This window comes from Martelella alba, assembly GCF_005217455.1.
GTDB lineage: Bacteria > Pseudomonadota > Gammaproteobacteria > Enterobacterales > Enterobacteriaceae > Acerihabitans.
This window is the reverse complement of the sequence record NZ_SZPQ01000014.1, coordinates 17,811-42,009: the sequence shown is the minus strand read 5'-3', so window position 1 is coordinate 42,009 and position 24,199 is coordinate 17,811. Positions and strand designations below refer to the sequence as shown.

The 24,199-nt window shown below is 56.6% G+C and carries 21 protein-coding genes; 8 read left to right on the top strand and 13 right to left on the bottom strand.

Features of this window, described 5'->3' with window-relative positions:
- Positions 1 to 456: 456 nt before the first annotated feature.
- The 6 genes from hha to FCN80_RS10470 all read right to left on the bottom strand — a co-directional run bounded on the left by hha (position 457) and on the right by FCN80_RS10470 (position 6,735).
- Positions 457 to 660: a hemolysin expression modulator Hha gene (hha, locus tag FCN80_RS10495; RefSeq protein WP_136990113.1), complete on the bottom strand. Its 204-nt coding sequence runs from the start codon at positions 658 to 660 to the stop codon at positions 457 to 459.
- Positions 661 to 705: 45 nt separating this feature from the next.
- Positions 706 to 1,065: an Hha toxicity modulator TomB gene (tomB, locus tag FCN80_RS10490; protein WP_136990112.1), complete on the bottom strand. Its 360-nt coding sequence runs from the start codon at positions 1,063 to 1,065 to the stop codon at positions 706 to 708.
- 709 nt (positions 1,066 to 1,774) lie between these two features.
- The gene (gene ykgO / locus FCN80_RS10485) at positions 1,775 to 1,915 is read right to left on the bottom strand and encodes a type B 50S ribosomal protein L36 (RefSeq protein WP_136990111.1); all 141 of its coding nucleotides are present in this window, start codon (positions 1,913 to 1,915) and stop codon (positions 1,775 to 1,777) included.
- Between the two features lie 12 nt (positions 1,916 to 1,927).
- Positions 1,928 to 2,188: a type B 50S ribosomal protein L31 gene (locus FCN80_RS10480; RefSeq protein ID WP_136990110.1), complete on the bottom strand. Its 261-nt coding sequence runs from the start codon at positions 2,186 to 2,188 to the stop codon at positions 1,928 to 1,930.
- 197 nt (positions 2,189 to 2,385) lie between these two features.
- The gene (locus tag FCN80_RS10475; RefSeq protein WP_136990109.1) at positions 2,386 to 5,523 is read right to left on the bottom strand and encodes an efflux RND transporter permease subunit; all 3,138 of its coding nucleotides are present in this window, start codon (positions 5,521 to 5,523) and stop codon (positions 2,386 to 2,388) included.
- An 18-nt stretch (positions 5,524 to 5,541) separates the two neighbouring features.
- A complete protein-coding gene (locus FCN80_RS10470; RefSeq protein ID WP_136990108.1) occupies positions 5,542 to 6,735 on the bottom strand; it encodes an efflux RND transporter periplasmic adaptor subunit in 1,194 nt (397 codons plus the stop codon).
- A 150-nt stretch (positions 6,736 to 6,885) separates the two neighbouring features.
- Between FCN80_RS10470 and acrR the strand changes: the two genes are divergently transcribed.
- The gene (acrR, locus tag FCN80_RS10465) at positions 6,886 to 7,542 is read left to right on the top strand and encodes a multidrug efflux transporter transcriptional repressor AcrR (protein WP_136990107.1); all 657 of its coding nucleotides are present in this window, start codon (positions 6,886 to 6,888) and stop codon (positions 7,540 to 7,542) included.
- Positions 7,543 to 7,571: 29 nt separating this feature from the next.
- On the opposite strand, the gene FCN80_RS10460 is transcribed toward acrR, so the two are convergent.
- Entirely contained in the window at positions 7,572 to 7,736 is a 165-nt protein-coding gene (locus tag FCN80_RS10460) for a YbaM family protein (protein WP_136990106.1), read from the bottom strand.
- Between the two features lie 103 nt (positions 7,737 to 7,839).
- On the bottom strand, positions 7,840 to 8,376 hold the full coding sequence (gene priC / locus FCN80_RS10455; RefSeq protein ID WP_136990105.1) for a primosomal replication protein PriC: 537 nt from the start codon (positions 8,374 to 8,376) through the stop codon (positions 7,840 to 7,842).
- A gap of 345 nt (positions 8,377 to 8,721) precedes the next feature.
- On the opposite strand from priC, the gene apt reads away from it, so the two are divergent.
- The 7 genes from apt to hemH all read left to right on the top strand — a co-directional run bounded on the left by apt (position 8,722) and on the right by hemH (position 16,768).
- A complete protein-coding gene (gene apt / locus FCN80_RS10450; RefSeq protein ID WP_136990209.1) occupies positions 8,722 to 9,273 on the top strand; it encodes an adenine phosphoribosyltransferase in 552 nt (183 codons plus the stop codon).
- A 72-nt stretch (positions 9,274 to 9,345) separates the two neighbouring features.
- On the top strand, positions 9,346 to 11,604 hold the full coding sequence (gene dnaX, locus FCN80_RS10445) for a DNA polymerase III subunit gamma/tau (protein ID WP_136990104.1): 2,259 nt from the start codon (positions 9,346 to 9,348) through the stop codon (positions 11,602 to 11,604).
- A gap of 54 nt (positions 11,605 to 11,658) precedes the next feature.
- Positions 11,659 to 11,988 carry a YbaB/EbfC family nucleoid-associated protein gene (locus FCN80_RS10440; protein ID WP_136990103.1) on the top strand — a complete coding sequence of 110 codons (330 nt, stop codon included), beginning with the start codon at positions 11,659 to 11,661 and terminating at the stop codon, positions 11,986 to 11,988.
- Positions 11,988 to 12,593: a recombination mediator RecR gene (recR, locus tag FCN80_RS10435; RefSeq protein WP_136990102.1), complete on the top strand. Its 606-nt coding sequence runs from the start codon at positions 11,988 to 11,990 to the stop codon at positions 12,591 to 12,593. The genes FCN80_RS10440 and recR overlap by 1 nt, the downstream gene beginning before the upstream one ends.
- 197 nt (positions 12,594 to 12,790) lie before the next feature.
- Positions 12,791 to 14,710: a molecular chaperone HtpG gene (htpG, locus tag FCN80_RS10430; RefSeq protein ID WP_170975364.1), complete on the top strand. Its 1,920-nt coding sequence runs from the start codon at positions 12,791 to 12,793 to the stop codon at positions 14,708 to 14,710.
- A gap of 238 nt (positions 14,711 to 14,948) precedes the next feature.
- Entirely contained in the window at positions 14,949 to 15,593 is a 645-nt protein-coding gene (gene adk / locus FCN80_RS10425) for an adenylate kinase (protein ID WP_136990100.1), read from the top strand.
- Positions 15,594 to 15,778: 185 nt separating this feature from the next.
- Positions 15,779 to 16,768 carry a ferrochelatase gene (hemH, locus tag FCN80_RS10420; protein WP_136990099.1) on the top strand — a complete coding sequence of 330 codons (990 nt, stop codon included), beginning with the start codon at positions 15,779 to 15,781 and terminating at the stop codon, positions 16,766 to 16,768.
- On the opposite strand, the gene ybaL is transcribed toward hemH, so the two are convergent.
- From ybaL to copA, 5 genes are all read right to left on the bottom strand, one after another.
- Positions 16,757 to 18,460 (bottom strand): YbaL family putative K(+) efflux transporter, encoded by a 1,704-nt coding sequence (gene ybaL, locus FCN80_RS10415; protein WP_136990098.1) that lies wholly within the window; start codon positions 18,458 to 18,460, stop codon positions 16,757 to 16,759. The genes hemH and ybaL overlap by 12 nt on opposite strands.
- A gap of 224 nt (positions 18,461 to 18,684) precedes the next feature.
- Complete coding sequence (locus FCN80_RS10410) at positions 18,685 to 19,890, bottom strand: MFS transporter (protein ID WP_136990097.1); 1,206 nt, start codon at positions 19,888 to 19,890, stop codon at positions 18,685 to 18,687.
- A gap of 10 nt (positions 19,891 to 19,900) precedes the next feature.
- Positions 19,901 to 20,389, bottom strand: coding sequence for a Cys-tRNA(Pro)/Cys-tRNA(Cys) deacylase YbaK (gene ybaK, locus FCN80_RS10405; protein ID WP_136990096.1), 489 nt, complete (start codon positions 20,387 to 20,389; stop codon positions 19,901 to 19,903).
- Positions 20,390 to 20,475: 86 nt separating this feature from the next.
- On the bottom strand, positions 20,476 to 21,279 hold the full coding sequence (locus tag FCN80_RS10400; protein ID WP_230492604.1) for a TraB/GumN family protein: 804 nt from the start codon (positions 21,277 to 21,279) through the stop codon (positions 20,476 to 20,478).
- 60 nt (positions 21,280 to 21,339) lie between these two features.
- Entirely contained in the window at positions 21,340 to 24,099 is a 2,760-nt protein-coding gene (gene copA / locus FCN80_RS10395; protein ID WP_136990095.1) for a copper-exporting P-type ATPase CopA, read from the bottom strand.
- Between the last annotated feature and the right edge of the window lie 100 nt (positions 24,100 to 24,199).

Below are 24,199 nucleotides of genomic sequence, written 5' to 3'. Positions count from 1 at the left end.
ACGCCAGGCTGTAGCCCGGTAATGGCGTGAATATACCCACACGCCGATTGCGTCAAATAGGGACGGCGAATGTCGGTAATAGGTTTTCTGTCCATTGTGTTGTCCAACCCCGGCGGGACTGAGGCGAATACGTGACCGGCGATAATAGGAAGACAGTGTATTGCTGGCGGGCACTTCCAGGGGATCATGGTTTATCCCGGCTGAAATTAACCACTGGTAAATCCTATTTAAACCGCTCTTGATGCTGCCAAGATATTCCCTCAGGCTATATTGCGATAATGGATGAATGATATGAAAGTAAAACCGGATATCCGGTAAACATCGGTTAAGCTTATGGTCAACAAACAACGCCATGAGCAGAATCGGCGATCCCTTTCATAAAAGAAACCCAGCTCATTTATATGAGCGAGGATAGATATTAGTTATACTATTACGAGGGGCGTCATTCACTTGACACTATCTGACATACTTCCAGACGGAAACTGGAACCTTGTCATACAGTTTATCCATAGTCAGTTCCGCGAGTCGATGGTCGGCGGCGGAGTTGAATATCTCGAGTTCATCATCGGAAAGTTCATATCTGTTCTTTTCAATGACACGTTCCAACGTATCCAGCGTTCGGCATTTCCGCAACCGCATTAAATAGTCGATTTTTTTCATAATGGCCTTTAAAGTTATGTCTAATGTTAAAATATTATTTACTATTTAAGAAATACAGAGTTCCGTCTCTGAGAAAGTTCCGAATAAACGAGAGCGGCTGGCACGCCAACGTCGAATGTCCAGGGCGTTGATGCCGTAGCTGCTAAATAGCGTAAATGTATCATCTAAAAAGGATTCGACCTGTTCGGTCAGCTCGCTTTCATTGTGGTATTTGAGTTTGAAGCTCACCATATATGACGCTATATGATCGATTAATTCATTCATCTGCAAATTGATGCAGGAAGCAGGATCATTAACCCAGCCATGATAACTGTTCCCCAGGCTGGCGATACCCTCATCGTAAAGCGTAGCACAAAGGTATTTTAGCTGTGCGATATCATGTCGTTTGGGCGAATACTCATCCATATCAACCCTCCTAGGCAGAACGAATTACCTTAAGCGCTAATCGAGGGGATCGCCAATACCGCCGTCCCGGTCGACTCAAAAACCCCTTTAAAGATAGAAGATTTAACGAGTATAGCACATTCTGTCTACATTAACTTATAGTTCCATACCAGCGCAATTTATATCACACGCGACGTCGCCGATTTTTCGCCACTCCGGCTTGGCTCGGGATACCGTCGGTACGGTTTGGATAAGTGAACTTTGTTATATTGAAAATGCATTGAAAAAGCATTAAAAGCGCAGTGCTTAAGCTGTTCAAGGCCCGACGACCGGTTGAGCAATGACTCTTTTCTTCACGCTTGCTTCACTCTTAATATTATTACCATTTCAAGTCCTATTGGACAGATTTTATTGCCAAAAAATTATGACAATACATTGCAGGTTAACCGAAAGCATGACAATTTCCTGGCATTTCATCGCCCCGGCGATATGCGGGCGACAACTGCCCATGAAAAACGGATTGCCGCGCCCTGTGTCTCCGTCATCCCAGTAGTAGGATGGTGTTTGGCGCGGCCAAATTCAAGGCTATATTCGCTAAATATTTTGAGTTGCGCCACTGCGGCAAGCGGGAAAGTCCACAGCGGCATGGATAACTCTGTGACTGGGGCGAACGAGCGGCCCCTATACAAAGAGACAATTCGTATGAGTTGAGGCAGATGGGCGTTGACGGCTATCTTTTCTTTCCGCCGCCCTGAACGGCCTTGAAACGCGGATGGGATTTGCAAATGACGTAGATGCGTCCGCGCCGGCGGACGATCTTGCAATCTTTATGGCGTGTTTTTGCTGAGCGCAGCGAGCTTAATACCTGCATGTTGATTTTACCTTAGACGGCGGAATTTTTAAAAAACCGGCCGAATCGTTGTTCAAAGCGAGCTGTACTGCCTTCTTTGTCGATGATCCGCTGTTTACCGGTGTAATAAGGATGCGATTGCGACGACACGTCGATCGTCGCGTAGGGATAGGTTATCCCGTCAATTTCGATGGTACGGTTGGTTTTCAGCGTTGAACCAATTCTAAAATAGGTATTTGCGCTGGTATCGTGAAAAACCACTGTACGGTATTCGGGATGAATACCAGGTTTCATTTTGCCTCCACATGTTATGTTATAACATAATTATTATTCTATCGTATTTTCTTCGCCTGTCAATTGCTGGGAAGTATCGCCGGGAGGGTTTTTCACTGAGCCGGCAAAGTGGCTCAAGAGGGGGCATGTTGCCGGTAAAAGAAAAGGCCACTTACGTGGCCTTGTCTCAATGTGACGCATTAATGCCGGGAAAATCCTTATTCCTCGGTGTGCGGCGGGGTATTCTCGGTTTTCCCGCCGAAACGGCGCCGAACCACCACAAAGAATACCGGGACAAAGTAAATGGCCAGCAGGGTCGCGGTCACCATCCCGCCCATGACCCCAGTGCCCACCGCATTCTGCGCGCCGGAACCGGCGCCGGTACTGATGGCCAGCGGCAGCACGCCAAGGATAAAGGCCAGCGATGTCATCAGAATGGGGCGCAAACGCATGCGAACTGCTTCCAGTGTGGCTTCCACCAGTCCTTTGCCTTCCTTCTCCATTAAATCCTTGGCGAATTCGACAATCAGAATGGCGTTCTTGGCGGACAAACCGATCGTGGTTAATAGCCCCACCACGAAATAGACGTCATTGCTCAAACCGCGCAGCGTGGCGGCCAGCAACGCTCCTATAACCCCAAGGGGCACGACCAACATTACCGCGAAAGGAATAGACCAGCTTTCGTACAAGGCGGCCAGGCAAAGGAAGACGACAATCAGCGAAATGGCATACAACGCTGGCGCCTGGTTACCCGACAACCGTTCCTGGTAAGACATCCCGGTCCAACTATAGGTGATACCAGCGGGCAACTTGGCGGCCAATTGCTCCATCATCGCCATGGCCTCGCCGGTACTCTTGCCGGGGGCCGCTTCGCCCTGGATTTCCATGGACGGCAAACCGTTATAGCGTTCCAGGCGCGGCGAACCATATTGCCAATGGCTGGTGGTCACGGCAGACAACGGCACCATCTGTCCGTCAGAGCCCCGGACGAACCAATTGTTAATGTCGGTCGGCAGCATGCGGAACGGCGCGTCGCCTTGGACATAGACCTGTTTAACCCGCCCGCGATCGACGAAGTTATTAACGTATTCGCTGCCCAATGCCGCGCCGATGGTCGTGTTCAGGTCGGAAAGGGACACTCCCAGCGCCTGCGCTTTTTCCTGATCCACATCCAGCTTGAACTGCGGCGTGTCCTCCAGACCGTTGGGGCGGACCCCTACCAGCATATCCGGATGCTGGGCGACCATGCCCAGCAACTGGTTACGCGCCTCGGTCAACTTCTCATGGCCCAATCCGTTGGAATCAATCAATTCAAAGTCGAAGCCGGTGGCATTGCCCAGCTCGACGATGGCCGGGAGGTTAAAGGACAGAGCGATACCGTCTTTGATTTTGGAAAATGCGGCGTTGGCCCGTCGAATTATGGCCGGCACCTTGTTCTCGCTACCGTTGCGTTCGCTCCAGTCCTTCAGGCTGGCAAAGGCCAGGCCGTTGTTCTGACCACGTCCGGAGAAACCGAAGCCGCTGACGGTAAACACCGAATTGACGTTATTTTTCTCGTCGTGGAGGAAATGATGGGAAACCTGATCGAGCACCGCCTGTGTGCGTTCCTGGGTCGCTCCCGCCGGCAGTTGCACCATGGTCAGAAAGACCCCTTGGTCTTCGTCCGGCAGGAAAGAGGTGGGCAGGCGGACAAACAACAGCGCCATGCCGATCACCAGCAACAGGTAGATGATCAGGTACCGGCCGGTGCTGTTGAGGATCTGCCCGACGCTATCGGTATAATGGTGCGTACTTTGGCTGAATTTTTTATTGAACCAGCCAAAGAAGCCGGTGGTGATGCCATGATCGCCTTTTTTAACCGGTAGCAGCAGCGTGGAGCACAATGCCGGCGTCAAAATCATCGCCACCAGTACCGACAGGATCATGGCGGATACGATGGTGATGGAGAACTGGCGGTAAATAACGCCGGTAGCCCCGCCGAAGAAAGCCATCGGCACGAACACCGCCGACAGGACCAGCGCGATGCCTACCAGCGCGCCCTGAATTTGACCCATGGACTTGCGGGTGGCCTCTTTGGGACTCAGACCCTCTTCGGCCATGACCCGCTCGACGTTCTCCACGACCACGATGGCGTCATCCACCAATAACCCTATCGCCAGTACCATGGCGAACATGGTGAGGGTATTGATGGAATAACCAAAGGCGTTGAGGATGGCGAAGGTCCCCAGCAGCACAACCGGCACCGCGATGGTCGGGATCAGGGTGGCGCGGAAGTTTTGCAGGAACAGGTACATGACCAGGAAGACCAGGATAATGGCCTCAACCAGGGTTTTGACCACTTCCTGTATGGATATCTTCACAAATGGCGTGGTGTCGTAGGGATAAACCACTTTCATTCCCGCCGGGAAGGTCGGTTCCAGGCGCGCCAGTTCCGCCTTGACCGCTTTGGCGGTATCCAGCGCGTTGGCGCCGGTGGCCAGTTGAATGCCCAGACCGGAGGCGGGACGGCCGTTGAACTTGGCGATAACGTTATAATTTTGGCCGCCCAGCTCAATGCGCGCCACATCCCGTAGCCGCACTTGCGAGCCATCCGGGTTCACCTTAAGCAAAATATTGCCGAATTCCTTCACGCTGGTGAGCTGGGTCTGCACGATAATCGAGGCGTTGAGCTGCTGATTATTGGTCGCCGGTAAACCGCCCAACTGGCCGGCGGCGATCTGGCTATTCTGCGTTTCCAGCGCGCTGATGACATCAACCGGCGTCAGCTGATAGTTATTCAGCTTGTTCGGATCCATCCAGATACGCATGGCGTACAGCGAGCCGAACAACTGGAAGTTGCCCACCCCCTGGGTCCGACTGATGGGATCCTGGATATGCGACCCCACGAAGTCGGAGATGTCCTGCTGGGTCATGTTGGGATCATCGCTGATGAAGCCGACCACCATCAGGAAGCTGGAACTGGATTTCTGGATCTTGACGCCTTGCTGCTGCACTTCCTGCGGCAGCAACGGCATCGCCAGTTGCAGTTTGTTCTGGACCTGCACCTGGGCGATATCCGGATCGACGCCGGAATCGAACGTCAACGTGATCTGCACCGTCCCGGACGAGTCGCTGTTAGACGACATGTACAACAGGTGATCGATGCCGTTCATATTTTGCTCGATCACCTGCGTCACGGTATTTTGCGCCGTTTCGGCGTCCGCGCCCGGGTAAGTGGCGGTAATCTGGATGGCCGGCGGCGCAATGGCCGGATACTGCTCGACCGGCAACCGGATTATCGATAACGCGCCGGCAAGCATGATGATAATGGCAATCACCCATGCAAAAATAGGGCGATCTATAAAAAACTTAGCCATGAGAGTTATCCGTTCCTGTTAAGACTTGCTGGCGGTTTCAGGCTGCGCGGTTTGCGCCGATTGGGGCTGGGCGTCGACTTCCTTGGCGATAACCGGTATGCCGGGCTTGACCTTTTGCAAACCGGTAACGATAACCCGATCGCCTTCCTTCAGACCGGCCGTGACCAGCCACTTGTCGCCGATGGCCTGCGGCGCGGTCAACTGACGCAAGGCCACTTTGTTGTCCGGACCGACCACCATTGCCGTCGCCTGGCCGCGGGGGTCATGGGTAATTCCCTGCTGGGGGACCAGCAGCGCGTTTTCGTTCACGCCCTCATCCAGCCTGGCCCGAACGAACATGCCGGGCAGCAGGGCATCGTTCGGATTGGGGAATACGGCGCGCAGCGTAATGGAGCCGGTGGTTTCATCCACAGTGACATCGGAAAATTCCAGGGTGCCGGTTTGCGGATACAGACTCCCGTCTTCCATCAAGAGACGAACTGTCGCCTTGCCATCGATTTGTTTTAGCGTGCCGTTGTTCAGTTCCTGTTTCAGACGCAAAAAATCATTGCTGGACTGGGTGACATCCACATACATGGGGTTCAATTGCTGCACGACCGCCATGGCGGTGGTCTGGGCATTGGTGACCAGGGCGCCTTCGGTGTAGGCGGATTTGCCGATACGGCCGCTGATTGGCGAGGTTACCCGGGTATAGGCCAAATTAATGCGGGCGGTTTCCAACGCCGCCTTGGCCGCGACCACGGCCGCATCATTTTGCTGCAAGGTGGCGACCGCGGTATCGTAATCCTGCTTGCTGACAAAATGGGTGGGCAGCAGTTTTTTATAACGCTCGACAGTCACGCGGGCGATATTGGCGTTGGCCTGGGCTTGCGCCAGATCGCCGTTGGCGCTGTCGTAGGACGCTTGATACGGCGCGGGATCAATCTGGTAAAGCGACATCCCCGCCTTGACATCGCTGCCTTCGACGAAGTTTCGCTTCAGAATAATGCCGTTGACCTGGGGGCGGACTTCAGCGATGCGAAAAGCGGCGGTCCGGCCGGGTAGTTCGGTGGTGACATTCAAGGATTGTTTTTTTACGGTCACTACGCCGACTTCGGGAGCCTGTTGCTGATGTGCCTGTTGGGCTTCTTTATTGTCACATCCAACAAGACTAAAGCTGCCTGTAAGCATCAGAACGGCTGCCAGAGGCAGAAGCCCTCTGTTTTTGCTCATAGATAAACCTCAAGAGTCCGATTTTAAAATGAAAAGTTGATCAATGGATCACAAGCCAACAAACCTATTGCTGCGTAACAATGAGCCTTATGCTATGTTACATACATTCGTGAATGTATGTAAATCACAAGACCCCCGAAAAAAAACGCCATGGCACGAAAAACCAAACTTCAGGCCCAGGAAACCCGGCAACACATATTAGACGCCGCGGTCCTGGAGTTTTCACGCCGAGGCGTATCCGCCACGTCGTTAGCCGATATCGCGGCGGTGGCGGGGGTGACCCGTGGCGCCATCTATTGGCATTTTAAGAATAAAGTCGAGTTATTTAATGAGATTTGGCGTAACGCTGAATCCAAAATTTACGCATTAGAGCTTGAGTATCAAGCAAAACATCCCGATGATCCACTTTATGTTCTTACCGAGACATTGATTTACATTCTCCAAAGCACTGTTTCCGATACAGAATGGCGCGCACTGATGGAAATTGTATTTCATAAATGTGAATTCGTCGGCGAAATGGCTTTATTCCAGGAAGTCCGGCAGGAATTGTACGCCGAATGCTACGAGCGGATCGAGCAAATCCTTGAAAATTGCATTGCGCATCAGCAGCTACCGGCGGATTTGCATTGCCGTCGCGCCGCCATACTACTCCGCGCCCATATGACCGGACTTATGGAAAACTGGTTGTTTATTCCAGGCACCTTCGATCTTAGCGGTAATTCCCGACTGTGGGTCGCCTCACTCATTGATATGCTGAAATTTTGTCCTTCCCTACGGCACGACGCGGAAGCAAACGACGCCGACTAGCGCAAAAAAACGGTTCTTTACGGCGGTTGTTACAACGGCGGCTTTTTCTCCTGTTGGCGGGTTTTTGTCAAAAAATCCTTTTTGACGATTTCCAGCGCCGCCAGAACCAGCTTTGGGTCAAGACTATTACTTTCCAGCAGCATAATCAGATCCACCGCCAATTTGATCTCCGGAGATTCATTTTCAAGCTTCACTGACCTCTCCCGCATGGCTTCCGGCCGCTAATAAGGAAGAGAGTATAATTGAAATCGGTATCATGACAAATAGTAAGCGCATCATTAAAAAATAAAATGGAAATTATCCGGCCGCACCGCTGTCATCACGCTCAATTTGCTGCTCAAGCCGCGTCAGCGCTTGTCGACAGCGCGCCAGTCTTCCTTCCAGTGCGGCGATTTCCCGTTGCAACTGTTGTTGTCGAACCGGGTTGCCGGCGTCGCGCAACAGGCTTTCCCTATCGCGGATAAGGTTAGTTAAGCGTCGCGCGTAATCCTGGTGTTGAGCGAGCCGGGCATAAGGATCCGTTGGCTGTTCCGCCGGTGGTCGGCGGCGCAAATTTCCCGTCGCGATTTCCCGCGCCAGCGCGGTTATTTGATCAACGAGACGTTGCGCCAGCCAGGCCACCTGCTCGGTCCGAGCCTGTTCGGCCGCTTCAGTCAGTTGGCGCAGTGTGCGCTGGCTGTCGGTCAGATAGTCGCGAAGCGTCGTGCCGCGGCATTGGAAAAGGCGGTGATCGAAACGGGACTGCGCGATGGCGTCGGCGTCGGAGGAATCGATGCGTTGGGCCAATTCCGTCAACCGATCGCTCAACGTCTGTATTAAAGAAGATGATTGCACGTCCTTTACCTGTCGTTGAAGGACTTCTGAAAGCCGCCGTCCTTGCCGCCCGCCCTAAATGGCAGGGAACATCGGCGCGGATAGGCGGAATATGTCTTTCGCGCGCCGGCGGGATCCCGGGCCGCGGCCGTAATCGCCATGAAGCCGCTTTGTCCGGCGGTTGATGTTAAACAATAAATCACCGGATGGCGATGCGCCAATGTTGCAATTTTCTGCCGGTTTGCCTAAATTTGGTCGCTTTCCCGCGCGGTAATTCCTGCCAGTTCATGATAGCCTGTATTGACTCGCGGGCTGGTTCCCATGCCCGCGCGGAGTGTCTTTCCCTTAGTTTCAGGCGCAAATATGATGACCGCTATGGATCCTCAGCTCGAACTCATAAAAAATAGTATCAAAACAATCCCTGATTACCCTAAACCAGGCATTTTTTTTCGTGATATCACCAGTCTGCTGGAACGGCCTGAAGCGTATGCCGCCACCATCAGGCGGCTAAGCGACCATTATCGCGGCACGGGACTGAGCAAGGTGGTCGGTACCGAGGCCCGCGGTTTCCTGTTCGGTGCGCCGGTGGCGCTGGCGCTGGGCGTGGCCTTCGTACCCGTTCGCAAACCCGGCAAGCTGCCGCGCGCCGTGTTAAGCGAAAGCTATGAACTTGAATACGGCGTCGATACGCTGGAAATCCACCAGGATGCCGTCCAACCCGGGGACAAAGTGCTGGTGGTGGATGATTTACTGGCCACCGGCGGTACCATTGAGGCGACGGTGAAGTTGATCCGCCGGCTGGGCGGCGAGGTTCGCGATGCGGCTTTCGTGATAAACCTGGCCGACCTTGGCGGCGAGGAACGTCTTAAAGCGGCGGGCGTGCGAAGTTATAGTCTGGTGGCTTTCCCTGGCCACTGATCCATATCGGCCTCGCACTTCTGCGCGAGGCTGTGTTAGCATTATCTCCTGTTTATCGACTTTTCGCGAGCCATGAGCTATCAGGTCCTTGCCCGTAAATGGCGCCCGCAGACATTTTCCGATGTGGTAGGTCAGGAACATGTGCTGACGGCGTTGACCAACGGCCTTTCAATGGGCAGGATTCACCATGCTTATCTTTTGTCGGGCACCAGGGGGGTCGGTAAGACCACCATTGCCCGTCTGCTGGCCAAAGGATTAAACTGCGAGACCGGCGTCACCGCCAGCCCGTGCGGCGTCTGTGATAACTGTCGCGAGATAGAGCAAGGCCGTTTCGTCGATTTAATTGAAATCGACGCCGCGTCGCGGACCAAGGTGGAGGACACTCGCGACTTGCTGGATAACGTCCAGTATGCGCCGGCCAGGGGCCGCTTCAAGGTTTATCTGATCGATGAAGTGCACATGCTCTCCCGGCACAGTTTCAATGCGTTGCTCAAGACGCTGGAAGAGCCGCCGTCACATGTCAAATTCCTGCTGGCGACCACGGACCCGCAAAAGCTGCCGGTCACCATTTTATCCCGTTGTCTGCAATTCCACCTCAAGGCCCTGGATGTCGGGCAGATCCGCGGTCAACTGGAATATATCCTGCAACGTGAGAATATCGGTTACGAACCGCGCGCCCTGCAACTGCTGTCCCGCGCCGCCGACGGTAGCCTGCGCGATGCCTTGAGTTTGACCGATCAGGCTATCGCCATGGGCGGGGGACAGGTTTCCGCCCAGACGGTGGGCGACATGCTTGGCGCCTTGAATACCGAGCAGCCCTTGGCGCTGATCGAGGCGTTGGCCGCCGCCGACGGCAATGCCATGATGGCGCAATTGGCGGAGTGTGTGGCGCGCGGCGCGGATTGGGAAATGCTGCTGGTGGAAATGCTGACGCTGCTGCATCGCATCGCCATGGGGCAATTGCTGCCGGACATGCTGGCCGAGGATGACGACGCCGCCGTCGCGTCGCGCTTGCGTGAACTGGCCAAACGGATCCCGCCAGCCGATTTGCAGCTTTATTACCAGACATTGTTGGTGGGCCGTAAGGAGTTGCCCTATGCGCCGGATCGGCGCATGGGCGTGGAAATGACGTTGTTGCGAGGATTGGCTTTCCACCCCCGGTCGGGCGCTGCGCCGTCGGACGGCGGCGGGGGAAAAAAAACCGTTCCCGGTGACCGGCGCCGCCAAGAAGGCGCGGCGTCCGGTGAAACCTCGCCGGTAAACGGCGCGTCGTCGCCCCGCGCTCCCGCCTTTGTCTCCCCATCCTCTTCTCGGACCGCCGCGCCCGACAAGCAGGGTAGCCGCGGCGGACAACATTCCGTGCCGGTTTTTGTTTCGCCGGGTCATTCCGCCGCAATCAGCGGCAATCCGTCCCTTGGCGCCGCGCCGGCTCCTGTTTCGAAGGGCGATGCCGGCGATTATCCCGATTTAAGCGCCCAACTGGACGACGAAACGGCCTATGCTTACGCTTTGGCGGATGATGCAGGCGAACCGGGCACGGGGGGCGTCCCGTTATCGCCGGGGCCGGCCGTGGTCAATGGAGCCGACGCGTTGCCGGCTGACTTGCCCAATAGCACGGCGCAATTGCTGCAAGCCAGAAACGCGCTGTTGCGCCATAGCGAACAGCAGAAATCACAGGCGACGCGGCCCGTGTCCGCCCCGACGCGGCAAAAACCGGGCAATGGCGCCCTCGAGCGCCTGGCCGCGGTTACCGAAGAGGCGCAACACCGCCGCCCCGCGCTCGAGCGGCAATCCAATGCCGATAATGAGGCCAAGCCGGAGGCGTATCGCTGGAAAGCCAGCGTAGAGCCTGAGCCGAACGAACCGGTGGCGACGCCCAAAGCGTTACGGACCGCCCTCGAACATGAAAAAACGCCCGAGTTGGCGCTGCGGCTGGCGGCCGAAGCTATTTTACGCGATCCCTGGGCCGCGCAGGTGGACCGGCTGGCATTGCCCAAATTGGTTCAGCAACTGGCGCTGAACGCGTTTCGCGAAGATGTGGCGCCGGGCAAAATCCGTTTGCATCTGCGTTCCGGCCAGCAGCACCTCAACTCTTCCTCTTCCCGCGACGCACTGACGTCGGCCCTGGGCGCCGATTTGGGCGCGCCGGTTGAATTAACGGTGGTCGCTGACGATAATCCCGCGGTGCGTACTCCGCTGGAGTGGCGTCAGGCCATTTACGAAGAAAAATTGCAGCAGGCGCGCCAAGCGATTATCGCGGATACTCATATACAAACGTTGCAGCGTTTTTTTGATGCCGAATTGGATGAGGACAGCATCCGTCCTGTTTAACCTCCGCACTGCGGCAAATAAGCCCTGATGCGGTTAGCTAAGAGAGAGAAAACTATGTTTGGTAAAGGCGGCATGGGCAATCTGATGAAACAGGCTCAGCAGATGCAGGAAAGAATGCAGAAGATGCAAGAAGAGATCGCCCAGATGGAAGTGACTGGCGAATCCGGCGCGGGGCTGGTTAAAGTGACCATCAACGGGGCGCACAATTGCCGTCGGGTGGAGGTGGACCCCAGCCTGCTTGAGGATGACAAGGATATGCTGGAAGATCTCATCGCCGCGGCCTTCAATGACGCGGCCAGACGTGTCGCAGAGACCCAAAAGGAAAAAATGGCGTCGATTTCCAGCGGTATGCCGCTACCCCCCGGTTTTAAAATGCCGTTCTGATGCAGACCAGCCCGTTACTCGAAGCCTTAATGGAGGCATTGCGCTGTCTACCGGGCGTCGGCCCCAAATCAGCGCAGCGCATGGTTTTTCACCTGTTGCAGCGCGATCGCGGCGGCGGGGAGCGTCTGGCCCAGGCGCTGACCCGCGCAATGGCTGAAATCGGTCATTGCGCCGATTGCCGGACATTCACCGAGCAAGAAATCTGCAACATCTGCGGCAATCCCCGCCGTCGGCAGACCCGGCAGATTTGCGTGGTGGAAAGTCCCGCCGATATCCAAGCCATTGAACAGACCGGGCAATACGCCGGACGTTATTTCGTGCTTATGGGGCATTTATCGCCGCTCGATGGCATCGGCCCCGATGATATCGGCCTGGGGCGCTTGCAAGAACGCCTGGCCGGCGAGGATATCGCGGAAGTGATCCTGGCGACCAATCCCACGGTGGAAGGTGAAGCTACTGCCAACTATATTGCCGAGATGTGCGCGAGCCACGGCGTGCTGGCCAGCCGAATCGCCCACGGCGTGCCCGTGGGTGGCGAGCTGGAAATGGTTGACGGCACCACGCTATCCCATTCCCTGGCCGGTCGCCATCCCATCAAATTCTAACCATGGCGGGGCGATTTGCTCCGGCCTTGCCCGTTGAATCGTCCGGTCTTTTTTGTTTTCGGGCTTGAAAAACCCCGCTGTTGTCCCCATTTCGAATTCATCGCAGTGCGCGGCGGGGTCCGGCGTCATGAATCATGACGGGACACGGCTAAACGCACGCCTGACTGTTAGCTATCTGGACTGAGGTAAGCATAGGTATGAAAGGACAAGAAACGCGCGGCTTTCAATCTGAAGTGAAACAACTGCTTCAGTTAATGATTCATTCACTTTATTCCAATAAAGAAATTTTTATACGCGAACTCATTTCCAATGCCTCCGATGCGGCGGATAAATTGCGCTTTCGCGCCTTGTCCCAGCCGGATCTGTATGAGGGGGACGGCGAATTGCGCGTTCGTCTGTCTTGCGATAAGGAAAACCGGACGCTGACCATCAGCGACAACGGTATCGGCATGAGCCGGGATGAAGTCATCGACAATTTGGGCACCATCGCCAAATCCGGCACCAAGGCGTTTTTGGAATCCATGGGTTCCGACCAGTTGAAAGACAGCCAGTTGATTGGGCAGTTCGGCGTCGGCTTCTATTCTTCGTTTATTGTGGCCGACAACGTCACGGTTCGCACCCGCGCCGCCGGAACCGGGGCCGATCAGGGCGTTTTCTGGCAGTCCGCCGGGGAAGGGGATTATACCATCGCCGATATCGCCAAACCGGAACGGGGTACCGAAATTACCCTGCATTTGCGCGAAGGAGAGGATGAATTCCTCGATAGTTGGCGGCTACGCAGTATTATCAGCAAATATTCCGACCATATCGCCCTGCCGGTGGAAATCGAAACCCGCAGCGTCCCGGAAAAAGAAGATAACGCCGAGGAGCCAAGCGCCGATGCCCAAAACGCCGAAGAAACCGTTACCTGGGAAAAAATCAACAAGGCCCAGGCGTTATGGACGCGCAGCAAAGGCGAAATCAGCGATGATGAATATCGGGAATTCTACAAGCATATCTCCCATGATTATTCCGATCCGCTCTCCTGGAGCCACAATCGCGTGGAAGGCAAACAGGAATACACCAGTTTGTTGTATATTCCCGCTCAAGCGCCGTGGGATATGTGGAACAGGGAACATAAGCATGGCTTGAAGCTTTATGTCCAACGCGTGTTCATCATGGATGACGCAGAACAGTTCATGCCTAATTATTTGCGGTTCGTTAAGGGTCTGATCGATTCAAATGATCTGCCGTTGAATATCTCCCGTGAAATTCTCCAGGACAATCGTGTAACGCAGAACCTTAAAAGCGCCCTGACCAAACGTGTCCTGCAAATGCTGGAAAAACTGGCCAAGGATGAAGCGGAAAAATACCAGACTTTCTGGCAACAGTTTGGCCTGGTATTGAAAGAAGGACCGGCGGAAGATCAGGCCAATGCCGAAGCCATCGCCAAGTTGCTGCGTTTCGCATCGACGCATAATGACGGACCGGAGCAGACCGTGTCGCTGCCTGATTATGTAGGCAGAATGAAAGAAGGGCAGGAAAAAATCTATTATCTGACGGCCGACAGCTATGCCGCCGCCAAGAGCAGTCCGCATCTTGAACTGCTGCGCAAGAAAGGCATCGAAGTTTTACTGCTTTCCGATCGAATCGACGAATGGATGATGAGCTATTTGACCGAGTTCGATGGCAAGTCGTTTCAATCGATCAGTAAAAATGACGCGTCACTGGATAAATTGGCCGATGAAGAAACGCCAGCCGAGCAGAAAGAGGCCGATAAAGCCCTTGAGCCGTTTGTCGAACGGGTGAAAACGCACCTGGGCGAGCGGGTCAAGGATGTGCGGCTGACCCACCGTTTGACCGATACGCCGGCCATCGTCACCACTGATGCCAACGACATGACCACCCAAATGGCGAAACTGTTTGCCGCCGCCGGTCAGAAGGCGCCGGAAATCAAGTATTTGTTTGAACTCAATCCGGATCATCCGCTGGTGAAACGGGCCGCCGATATCAATGATGAAAGTCATTTCGGTGAATGGATCGATCTGCTGCTGGATCAAGCGCTGCTGGCGGAGCGGGGCGCCCTTGACGACCCGAACCAGTTCATTCGTCGCATGAATCAATTGCTTATTCAATAATCGTCGATGGCGATTTTTTGCCGCATCGCATATCGCTTTTCGGGGCCGGACCGGCCCCGAAGTGTTTTTTGGCGCATCATTTGGTGGGCACGGTCGACGGCCCCGATCGGGCATGAATCCGAAAGCCGCCGAAAATCCTCTACCGTTGCGGCCATACCTTGAGCCAGGCCATATACTAGTGGTAAGGTTGAGCGTTTTCTTATTTTTTATATTTAGCGTAAGTAAGGGGATAGACCCAATGCGTATCATTTTGCTGGGGGCGCCGGGCGCCGGTAAGGGCACTCAGGCACAATTCATTATGGAAAAATACGGTATTCCGCAAATTTCAACCGGCGATATGTTGCGCGCCGCGGTGAAAGCACAATCCGAATTGGGAAAACAAGCCAAGGAATTGATGGATGCCGGTAAACTGGTCACCGATGATCTGGTCATCGCGCTGGTGAAGGAACGCATCAAGCAGGATGATTGCCGCAATGGTTTTCTGCTGGACGGCTTTCCCCGCACTATTCCACAGGCCGACGCGATGAAAACGGCCGGCATTAACGTTGATTATGTACTTGAATTCGCCGTACCGGATAGCCTGATCATCGAGCGTATTGTCGGACGACGGGTTCATGCCTCTTCCGGACGGGTCTACCATGTTAAATTCAACCCGCCCAAAGAAGAAGGCAAAGACGATTTGACCGGCGAACCACTCACCACCCGCAAGGACGATCAGGAAGAGACGGTTCGCAAACGGCTAGTGGAATACCACCAGCAGACCGCGCCGCTGATTAATTACTATCGCCAAGAAGCGGATGCCGGTAATACCCGCTATTTCCGCATTGATGGCACCCGCAAGGTTCGTGAAGTGAGTGACCAACTGGCCGATATTTTAGGCTAATCCCCCCCGCTGCCGGCAGTTCGGACCCTATCCGGGCTGCCACCTATCGTAATGATTTTTATTATCATCGATTATCGCCACTCCGACATCCGGTTTTCGGCTACACTGTCTTCTTGTTGAACGCCCGGCGGCTTTTGTTGCTTAACAAGCCGTCGCCGGTCAAATCTTAATGGGAAGGAAAGGTCATGGATCAGGAAAAAAAGGGGGTGTTGCTGGTCAACCTCGGCACGCCCGATGCGGCGACGCCCGCGGCGGTAAAACGTTTCTTGGCCGAGTTCCTCAGCGACCGGCGCGTGGTGGATACACCGCGCTGGCTGTGGCGGCCGATATTATACGGCATCATTTTGCCGTTTCGTTCTCCCAGGGTGGCGAAGCTTTATCGCAGTATATGGATGACGGGAGGCTCGCCGCTACTGGTATATAGCAAACGTCAGCAAGCGGCGTTGGCCGCCCGGTTGCCGGATGCGGTAGTGGAACTGGCCATGAGCTATGGCCGTCCCGAGTTGCCTGGCGCTTTGCGCCGCCTGCTGGCGGCAGGCATCAGTGAACTGGTGGTGCTGCCGCTTTATCCCCAATATTCCAGTTCCACCAGCGCTTCCATCTGGGATGCGGTGGCCCGGGTCCTGGCCGGCTGCCGCAAGCTGCCATCCGTGCGATTTATCCGCGACTATGCCGATCACCCCGCGTACATTACCGCGCTGCGCGACAGTATCTCTGACTCTTTCGCCAAGCATGGCCGGCCGGATCGGCTGATACTGTCCTTCCACGGTATTCCGCAACGCTATGCCCGGGACGGGGACGATTATCCGCAGCGCTGTGAGGATACCCGACGCCTGCTTGTGGCGGCGCTGGATTTCCCTCCTGAACGGATAATGCTCACTTTCCAATCCCGTTTCGGCCGCGAACCCTGGCTGACGCCGTATACCGATCAAACGTTGGGGGGCCTGCCGGCGCAAGGCGTCCGGCATGTGCAGATCCTGTGTCCGGGTTTCTCATCGGACTGCCTGGAAACGCTGGAAGAAATCAATGTCCAAAATAGAGAAATCTTTTTGCACGCCGGCGGTGAAAAATACCACTATATACCCGCGCTTAACGACAGCCCCGCGCAGATTGCCTTGTTTTGCCAATTGATCGGCGGGTCCGGCCCTTGTTTTGGCCAGCGCTCAGAAGGGTAGCGCTTCCTGGCGGCTTTCCATCGGATCCATGGGTTGGGCGCCTTCTATTTGCAGCAGGGCTATCATGCTGCCGGCGATTTCCCTTTCGCCCATGATCACCTGGTTCGCGCCGCGTTCAAGGATATGCCCGACTTCATCGTCATAATGGGCGCGGGCGATAATGGTTAAATCCGGGCGCCTTTGTCGTGCCATGGCGACGATTTCCCCCGACTCGAAACCGTTGGGGATGGTCAATAATAGCCAGCGGGCGCAATCCAGGCGGGCCAATGACATAATCTCCGCCTTGGCGGCGTTGCCAAGCACCACGTTGACACCCTGTTCGCGTAGGGCCTCAACCCGGGCGCGGGCATTTTCCACCACCACCAGCGGCATGCCCGCCTCGGCCAGCCGGGCGCCTATCAGACTTCCGACCCGTCCGTAACCCACCAGCAGTACATGATGACAGATTTCCATCGGCGTCTGTTTTTCTTCGCCGCCATGCTGTTCGTTATACAGGTCTTCGTCGCCATCGTCACGGGCGAGATAGCGCTCCAATAGGGCGAACAATAGCGGGTTGATCATGATGGACAATATCGCGCCGGCCAACACCAGGTTTTGCCCTTCATCGCCCAGCATACCCAGCGCGATGCCCAGCCCCGCGAGGATAAAGGCGAACTCGCCGATTTGCGCCAGGCTGACTGAAATGGTGAGCGCGGTGCGAACCGAGTGGCCGAACAATCTGACCAGAACGAACGCCGCCGCTGATTTGCCCAGCAAAATAATTGCCAGCGTGGTCAGAACCGCGGCCGGCTCGTCGATAATGATCAAGGGGTCAAACAGCATGCCCACCGAGACGAAAAACAATACCGCAAAGGCGTCGCGCAGCGGGAGGGTATCCTGCGCGGCGCGGTGGCTGAGCTCTGACTCGCTCAGTACGACCCCGGCGAAAAACGCGCCCAAAGCGAAAGAGACATCAAACAGTTTCACCGCGCCGAAAGCAATGCCCAACGCCATGGCCAGCACCGATAGGGTGAAAAGTTCCCGCGAACCGGTGCCGGCGCTTTTGACCAGCACCCAAGGCACGACGCGGCGGCCGACCACAATCATCAGCGTAATGAACGCCACCACTTTCCCGAGGGTAAAAGCCAAATCCGCCCACAATTGCGGGTTGCCCGCCAATCCGCCGTCGAGCAGATCGCCATAGGCCGGCAACAGTACCAGCGTCAACACCATGACCAGATCTTCAACAATCAACCAGCCGATGGCGATGCGGCCGCGCTGGCTGTCTATCAGTTGCCGCTCCTCCAGCGCCCTCAACAGCACCACTGTACTGGCCGTGGACAGACACAGGCCGAATACCAGGCCATTTACCGGCGTCCAGCCCAATACTGAGGAAAACACCATGCCAAGCAGGGTGGCGACGGCGATTTGCGCCACGGCCCCTGGTATGGCGATGGATTTCACCGACATGATGTCTTTGAAGGAAAAATGCAGACCCACGCCGAACATCAAGAGGATAACGCCAAGCTCGGCCAGTTCGGGGGCCAGCGACGTGTCGGCGACGAAGCCGGGAGTATGCGGTCCGACCAGTACGCCCGCGACCAGATATCCCACCAGGGGCGAAACCCGCAACCGGTTGGCAAGGGCGCCTAGCAGAAAGGCGAGAACCAGACCGCCGACAATGGTGTTGATGAGTGGTGTGGCATGATGCATCCCGACTCCTCGATAGGCAACGCCAGAAACAAAAAGTTACATATCAAGTGTATGGCATGGGCGGCCAATTTGGGTAGAAATTAATTGTCAGGTTATGAAAAAAGGCATATTGGGGAAAAAAGCTGAACCGGGGTTTTACTCCGTTACCGGATCGCCATAAATCGGTTCGCCGAGGGCGCGCCCGTTCGCCGCGAAATCGCATTTTTGCGGAAACGGGGGGCTTGCTAGCGGGGATTAGGCAGGAAAACCGTCAAGATCCCCAACAGGGGCAGATAAGCGCAGATTTGATAAACAAATTCGATGCTGGTCATATCGGCGATATGACCGAGCACCGCCGCGCCAAGGCCGCCCATGCCGAAGGCGAAACCGAAAAACAGTCCCGAGACCATGCCTATCCTTCCGGGCAGCAGTTCTTGGGCATAGACCAGGATGGCGGAAAACGCCGAGGCGAGGATCACGCCGATGAACAGCGTCAGCACGCTGGTCACCAACAGCGAGGCATGGGGCAGCCACAGGGTGAAGGGCGCCACGCCGAGAATGGAACCCCAGATGACATATTTGCGGCCGATGCGATCGCCTACCGGACCGCCGATCACGGTGCCGACCGCCACCGCCAATAAAAAGGCGAATAAATGAAGCTGCGCCGCCTGGACCGACAGGCCGAACTTGTGCATCAGATAGAATGTGTAGTAACTGCTGATACTGGCGAGATAAAAGTATTTGGAAAAAATCAATATCAATAAAATGACAATGGCCCAGACCACCTTGCGCGTCGGCAGGCCGGTGGCCACTGAGGACAGGGCCCGAGGCGTCTTGGGCGCCGCCATCGTGTGGCGATACCATTTGCCCACTTGCAGCAAGATAATCGCGCCCAGCAACGCGGCCAGCGAAAACCAGGCGATATGTCCCCTACCGTAGGGGGCGATAAACAGAGCCGCCAGCAAGGGGCCGAGCGAGGCGCCGAAATTGCCGCCCACCTGGAACAACGATTGGGCCAGACCGTGGCGGCCGCCGGAAGCCAGACGCGCCACCCGCGAGGATTCCGGATGGAATACCGAGGATCCGGTGCCCACCAGCGCGGCGGCGGCCAACACCCAGGCAAAATTTTGAGCGGTCGCCATCAGCAGCAGGCCCAGCAGGGTAAAGCTCATGCCGACGGGCAGCGAAAACGGCTTGGGATGCTTATCGGTATAACTGCCTATCAGGGGTTGCAGCAGCGAGGCGGTAATCTGGTAGGTCAGGGTGATCAGGCCGACCTGAGTAAAGCTCAGCGCGAAGGCGGACTGCAACAACGGATAAATCGCCAGTATCAGGGACTGGATCATGTCGTTAAGCAGATGCGCCGCGCTGATGGCGGCCAGCACCGAATAAACCGTGCGTCGCCTGGGCGCCGTCTCGTCGCGGGGGGCGGAAAGGGTTCGTTCGCTCATGGGAATCCCGCTAATCCTGGCCGTCGCGTTTGGCAATATCGGCAAATGTCGCCGACAATAGGCGCCCGAGATCGCCCGGTTGCAATTCAATATCCAGGCCGCGTTTGCCGCCGGAAACGTAAATAGTGGTAAAGTCCCGCGCCGGTAAATCTATCACGGTGGGCAGGCGTTTTTTCTGGCCCAGGGGGCTGATGCCGCCCAAGAGATAGCCGGTGGTCTTCTGCGCCAGCACCGGATCGGCCATCTCGGCCTTTTTGGCGCCCAACGCCCGGGCAACCTTTTTCAAATCCAGTTGCAGCGCCACCGGCGTGACGGCCACAGCCAGTTGCCTGGCCTCGCCGTTTAGCGATACCAGCAGTGTCTTGTAGACCTGCTCGGCGTTCAATCCCAGCTTTGCAACCGCTTCGTCGCCGAAATGGGTTTCGTTGCTGTCGTGCTCATAAGGATGAAGGGTAAACTCGATATGGTTCTTTTCCAAAAACGTTACCGCAGGGGTCATGATCGCAACCTGGATAGCACCCTAATGACGAAATGACTAGGTTAACTTACCCGGTTCGGAGGGTAAATGCCGGCGGTTAAAAAAATTCACTGCCGCAACAAAGAGGGCAGATTCTGATCGCCGTAAAGATGCAGGGCCCCGACCGCCACGACATAGACCCCGGACGGCAGTTCTTGCAGCGCGGTTCGCCAGCGCCGATTACGTTCGGTCATCAGATACTGATACAACTCGCCGCTGAAGGTGGAAGGAAAAGCCTTGGCGATGTCGGCCGGGCCGCGATGCACCCACCAACTGATCATGGTTTGCAGCAGGCGGGCATTGGTATGCCAGTGGCTTAGGGTATCCAGCAATAAAGCGTTGCCCTGATCGGGCAATTGTCGCAGTAGATCCAACTGTTCGTCAGGCCCTTCCAGTTCGATAATGGGAATATTCATTTCCCTGGCCGCCTGAATTAATTGGTAGTCGATGCCGTAGGCGGCGCGCAATCCCAGCTCCTCAGCCTGGCGGGCTTGTAGCATCAAGGCGATATGCCAGGCGGGCAGACTGGCCAAGGCGCCCTCATCCAGACCATATTCCGCGCATAAGCGCCGCAAGGTCGCCAAAGGATCCGGCGGCAGCCGCTCGGCCAGCGGCGTCATCACCGGTTCCTGATTGGTCAAGGGCGCGCCAACGGTGATATCCGCCTCCACCACCAGCGCGCGGGCGTCGCGCAACAGCGTCATTAGACTGGCGGGCAGCGGGGACATATCCCGCGTACCCATATGAATGCTGCCCACCAGATGCAGCAGCCGTTCCGCCGGCAACGGAATGTCCATTCCCGGCCAGTCATAGGCCGGCCGGGATATCCCTCCCAACGCGGCCGCCAGCCATCCCCACAATTTTTTCATCATTCGCCGTCCCGCCGTCCCCGTCGTCGCATCACCCTAGGGTAGCATGAAGGCGTGGGAAGATTATGCTTTTGGTTTAAAGCCTATCAACCGGTTGGCATTGCTGACGACGGTAATCGATGACAAGGCCATGGCGGCTCCGGCCACCACGGGATTGAGCAGCGTGGCGGTGAAAGGATAAAGCACGCCGGCGGCGATAGGAATGCCAAGGGCATTATAGACGAAGGCGCCCAGCAGATTTTGCTTCATATTGCGCAAAGTGGCCTTCGCCACCGCCAAGGCGTCGGCAACGCCGTGCAGGCTATGGCGCATCAGGGTGATAGCGGCGGTTTCAATAGCCACATCGCTGCCGCCGCCCATGGCGATGCCTACCTCCGCCTGGGCCAGCGCCGGCGCATCGTTGATACCGTCGCCTATCATCGCGACCCGATGGCCTTGCTGTTGCAACTGGCGAATGGCCTCGGCTTTGCCGTCCGGCAGCACGCCGGCGATGACGCGATCAATACCGGCTTCCCGCGCCACGGACTGCGCTGTCTCGGCGTTATCGCCGGTCAGCATCACCAGGGTATACCCCTGATCGTGCAGCCGCCGTAATGCCTCAGCGCTATCGGCGCGCAACGGATCCCGGATGGCGAATAACGCCGAGGGCTTATCGCCGGTCGCCAGGATTACCGGTGTGGCGCCTTGCTCGGACCAATAGCGGACCCGCTCGGCCAATGGACCGATATTCACGTGATGTTGCGCCATCATGGCCTGATTGCCCAGTAACAGCCGGACGCCGTCGACGTTGCCGCTGACACCCAGTCCTCGAAGCGTGCGAAAGGCGGAAACCTCGGGCAAGGGCGCTTGCCCGGCTTCATCGGCGATGGCGCGGGCCAGGGGGTGATTGGAGCCGCGTTCCAGCGCCGCGGCCAATTGCAGCGCCCGGTCCCGATCGCCTTGCTCAATGGTTTCCACCGCCACGACCCGCGGCCGGCCTTCGGTCAGGGTCCCGGTTTTATCGAACACCAGCGTGTCAAGGGTGGTGGCGTGTTGCAACGCATCGGCATCGCGTACCAAAACGCCCAATTCCGCCGCCCGGCCGATACCGGCGATGATAGACATGGGCGTGGCCAGGCCCAGCGCGCAAGGGCAGGCGATAATCAGTACGGTGGTGGCGATGACCAGGGTATAAACCATTTGCGGCGCCGGGCCGACCAGGTACCAGATGGCGGCGCTCAATAGGGCGATGGCGACCACTGCCGGGACGAAGACCGCCGAAATACGGTCGGCCATTTGACCGATGGCGGGTTTGCTGCTTTGCGCCTGGCGAACCAGGCGAATGATACGCGCAAGGGTGGTCTGGTTGCCGATGGCGTCGGCACGGAACAGGGCGGTGCCATCCTGAACCACGGTGCCGGCATGGATTCTCGCGTCGGCGGATTTTTCCCGCGCGGCCGGTTCGCCGGTCAGCATGGATTCGTCAAGCCAGATCTCACCTTGGGTAATGACGCCGTCCACCGGTACCCGATCACCGGCGGTGAGTCGTAATATCATGCCCAATTGTACTTCCGACAACGGCACGGAGCGCTCGCCTTGCCCGGTAACGACTTTGGCGGTGGGCGGCGTCAGATCGAGCAAGCGTTTCAGCGCCTGGGAAGAACGCTGCCGCGCCCGTTGTTCCAAAGCGTGGCCGAGATTGATGAGGCCGATTATCATGGCGCTGGCCTCGAAATACAGATGCCGGGCCGCCATTGGGAAGACCGACGGCCACAGTACGATGCTAATGGAATAAAGCCAGGCGGCGCCGGTACCCAACGCCACCAGCGTATCCATCGTGGCGCCGCCGTTCATGAGGCTGCGCCAGGCGCTACGGTAAAAATGGCCGCCGGCGATGATCATGACCGCCAGCGTCACCAACCCCACGGCCAGCCAGGGCAGGCGGTTTTGCGCGGTCAGCGTCATGCTGCCGCCGAACACGCCCCAGGCCATGAGCGGTATGCCGAGCGTCAGCGCCAGCGCTGATTGCCAGCTAAAGCGCCGCATGGCGTGGCGGGCGCTTTGTTGTTGACGCTCACGGCGTTCGGTTTCATCGCGAATAATTTCGGCGCCGTACCCGGCGCGTTCCACGGCATCGATTAACGCCTGACCGTCGGGGGAACCCATGACCAGCGCGCTGCGTTCCGCCAGATTGACTCGCGCTTTATCCACCCCCGGAACCTGCTGGAGCGCACGCTCCACTCGGGCGACGCAACTGGCGCAGCTCATACCGTTTATCAGTAACTGTAGGCTGCCGTCGTCCGCGGATTGATGCGGCGTATCCGCCGCGGTTGCCGCGTCGGCTTGAACCGACGCGTCATTTGCCGGAAAAGAGATTGCCGCTGCCAGAGAGTCCGGCGCTGAATGAGAGAGTGTCAGCGGCTCAGTTTTTGGGTAGACGGAACCCTCCGGCAAGCTGGCCTGATAGCCGGCTTTTTCCACGGCATCAATAAGACTCTGCGCGTCGGCGGTGCCGTAAACGCTGGCGTGGTTGAGTTCGACGACGGCCGCGCTGACGCCCGGCACCGCTTCCAGTGCTTTGCGGGTGCTGGCCACGCAATGATTACAGGAAAGGCCGGATAACGCCAATTCGGTATCGCCGTGCCCCGCCGGGGTCGCATCATAACCGGCCTGGCGGATACTGTCGATCAGGGCTGACGCCGACGCATCGCCGGTGACGGCGGCATAATCCAGCGCGACGGCGGCGTTTGCCACATCATCGCGGGATTCGAGCGTTTCCCTCACGCGTTTGATACAGTGATCGCAGGAGAGCCCCTGCAATGCGAGAACAATGGTTTGTGACATGACGTGCTCCTTTACATGGTAAGCGTCCCGGACCGGTTGACACGGAACGGGACGTTTCGATGTAATAGAGCTTAAACCTTGCCGCAAGGGGAAGGTCAAG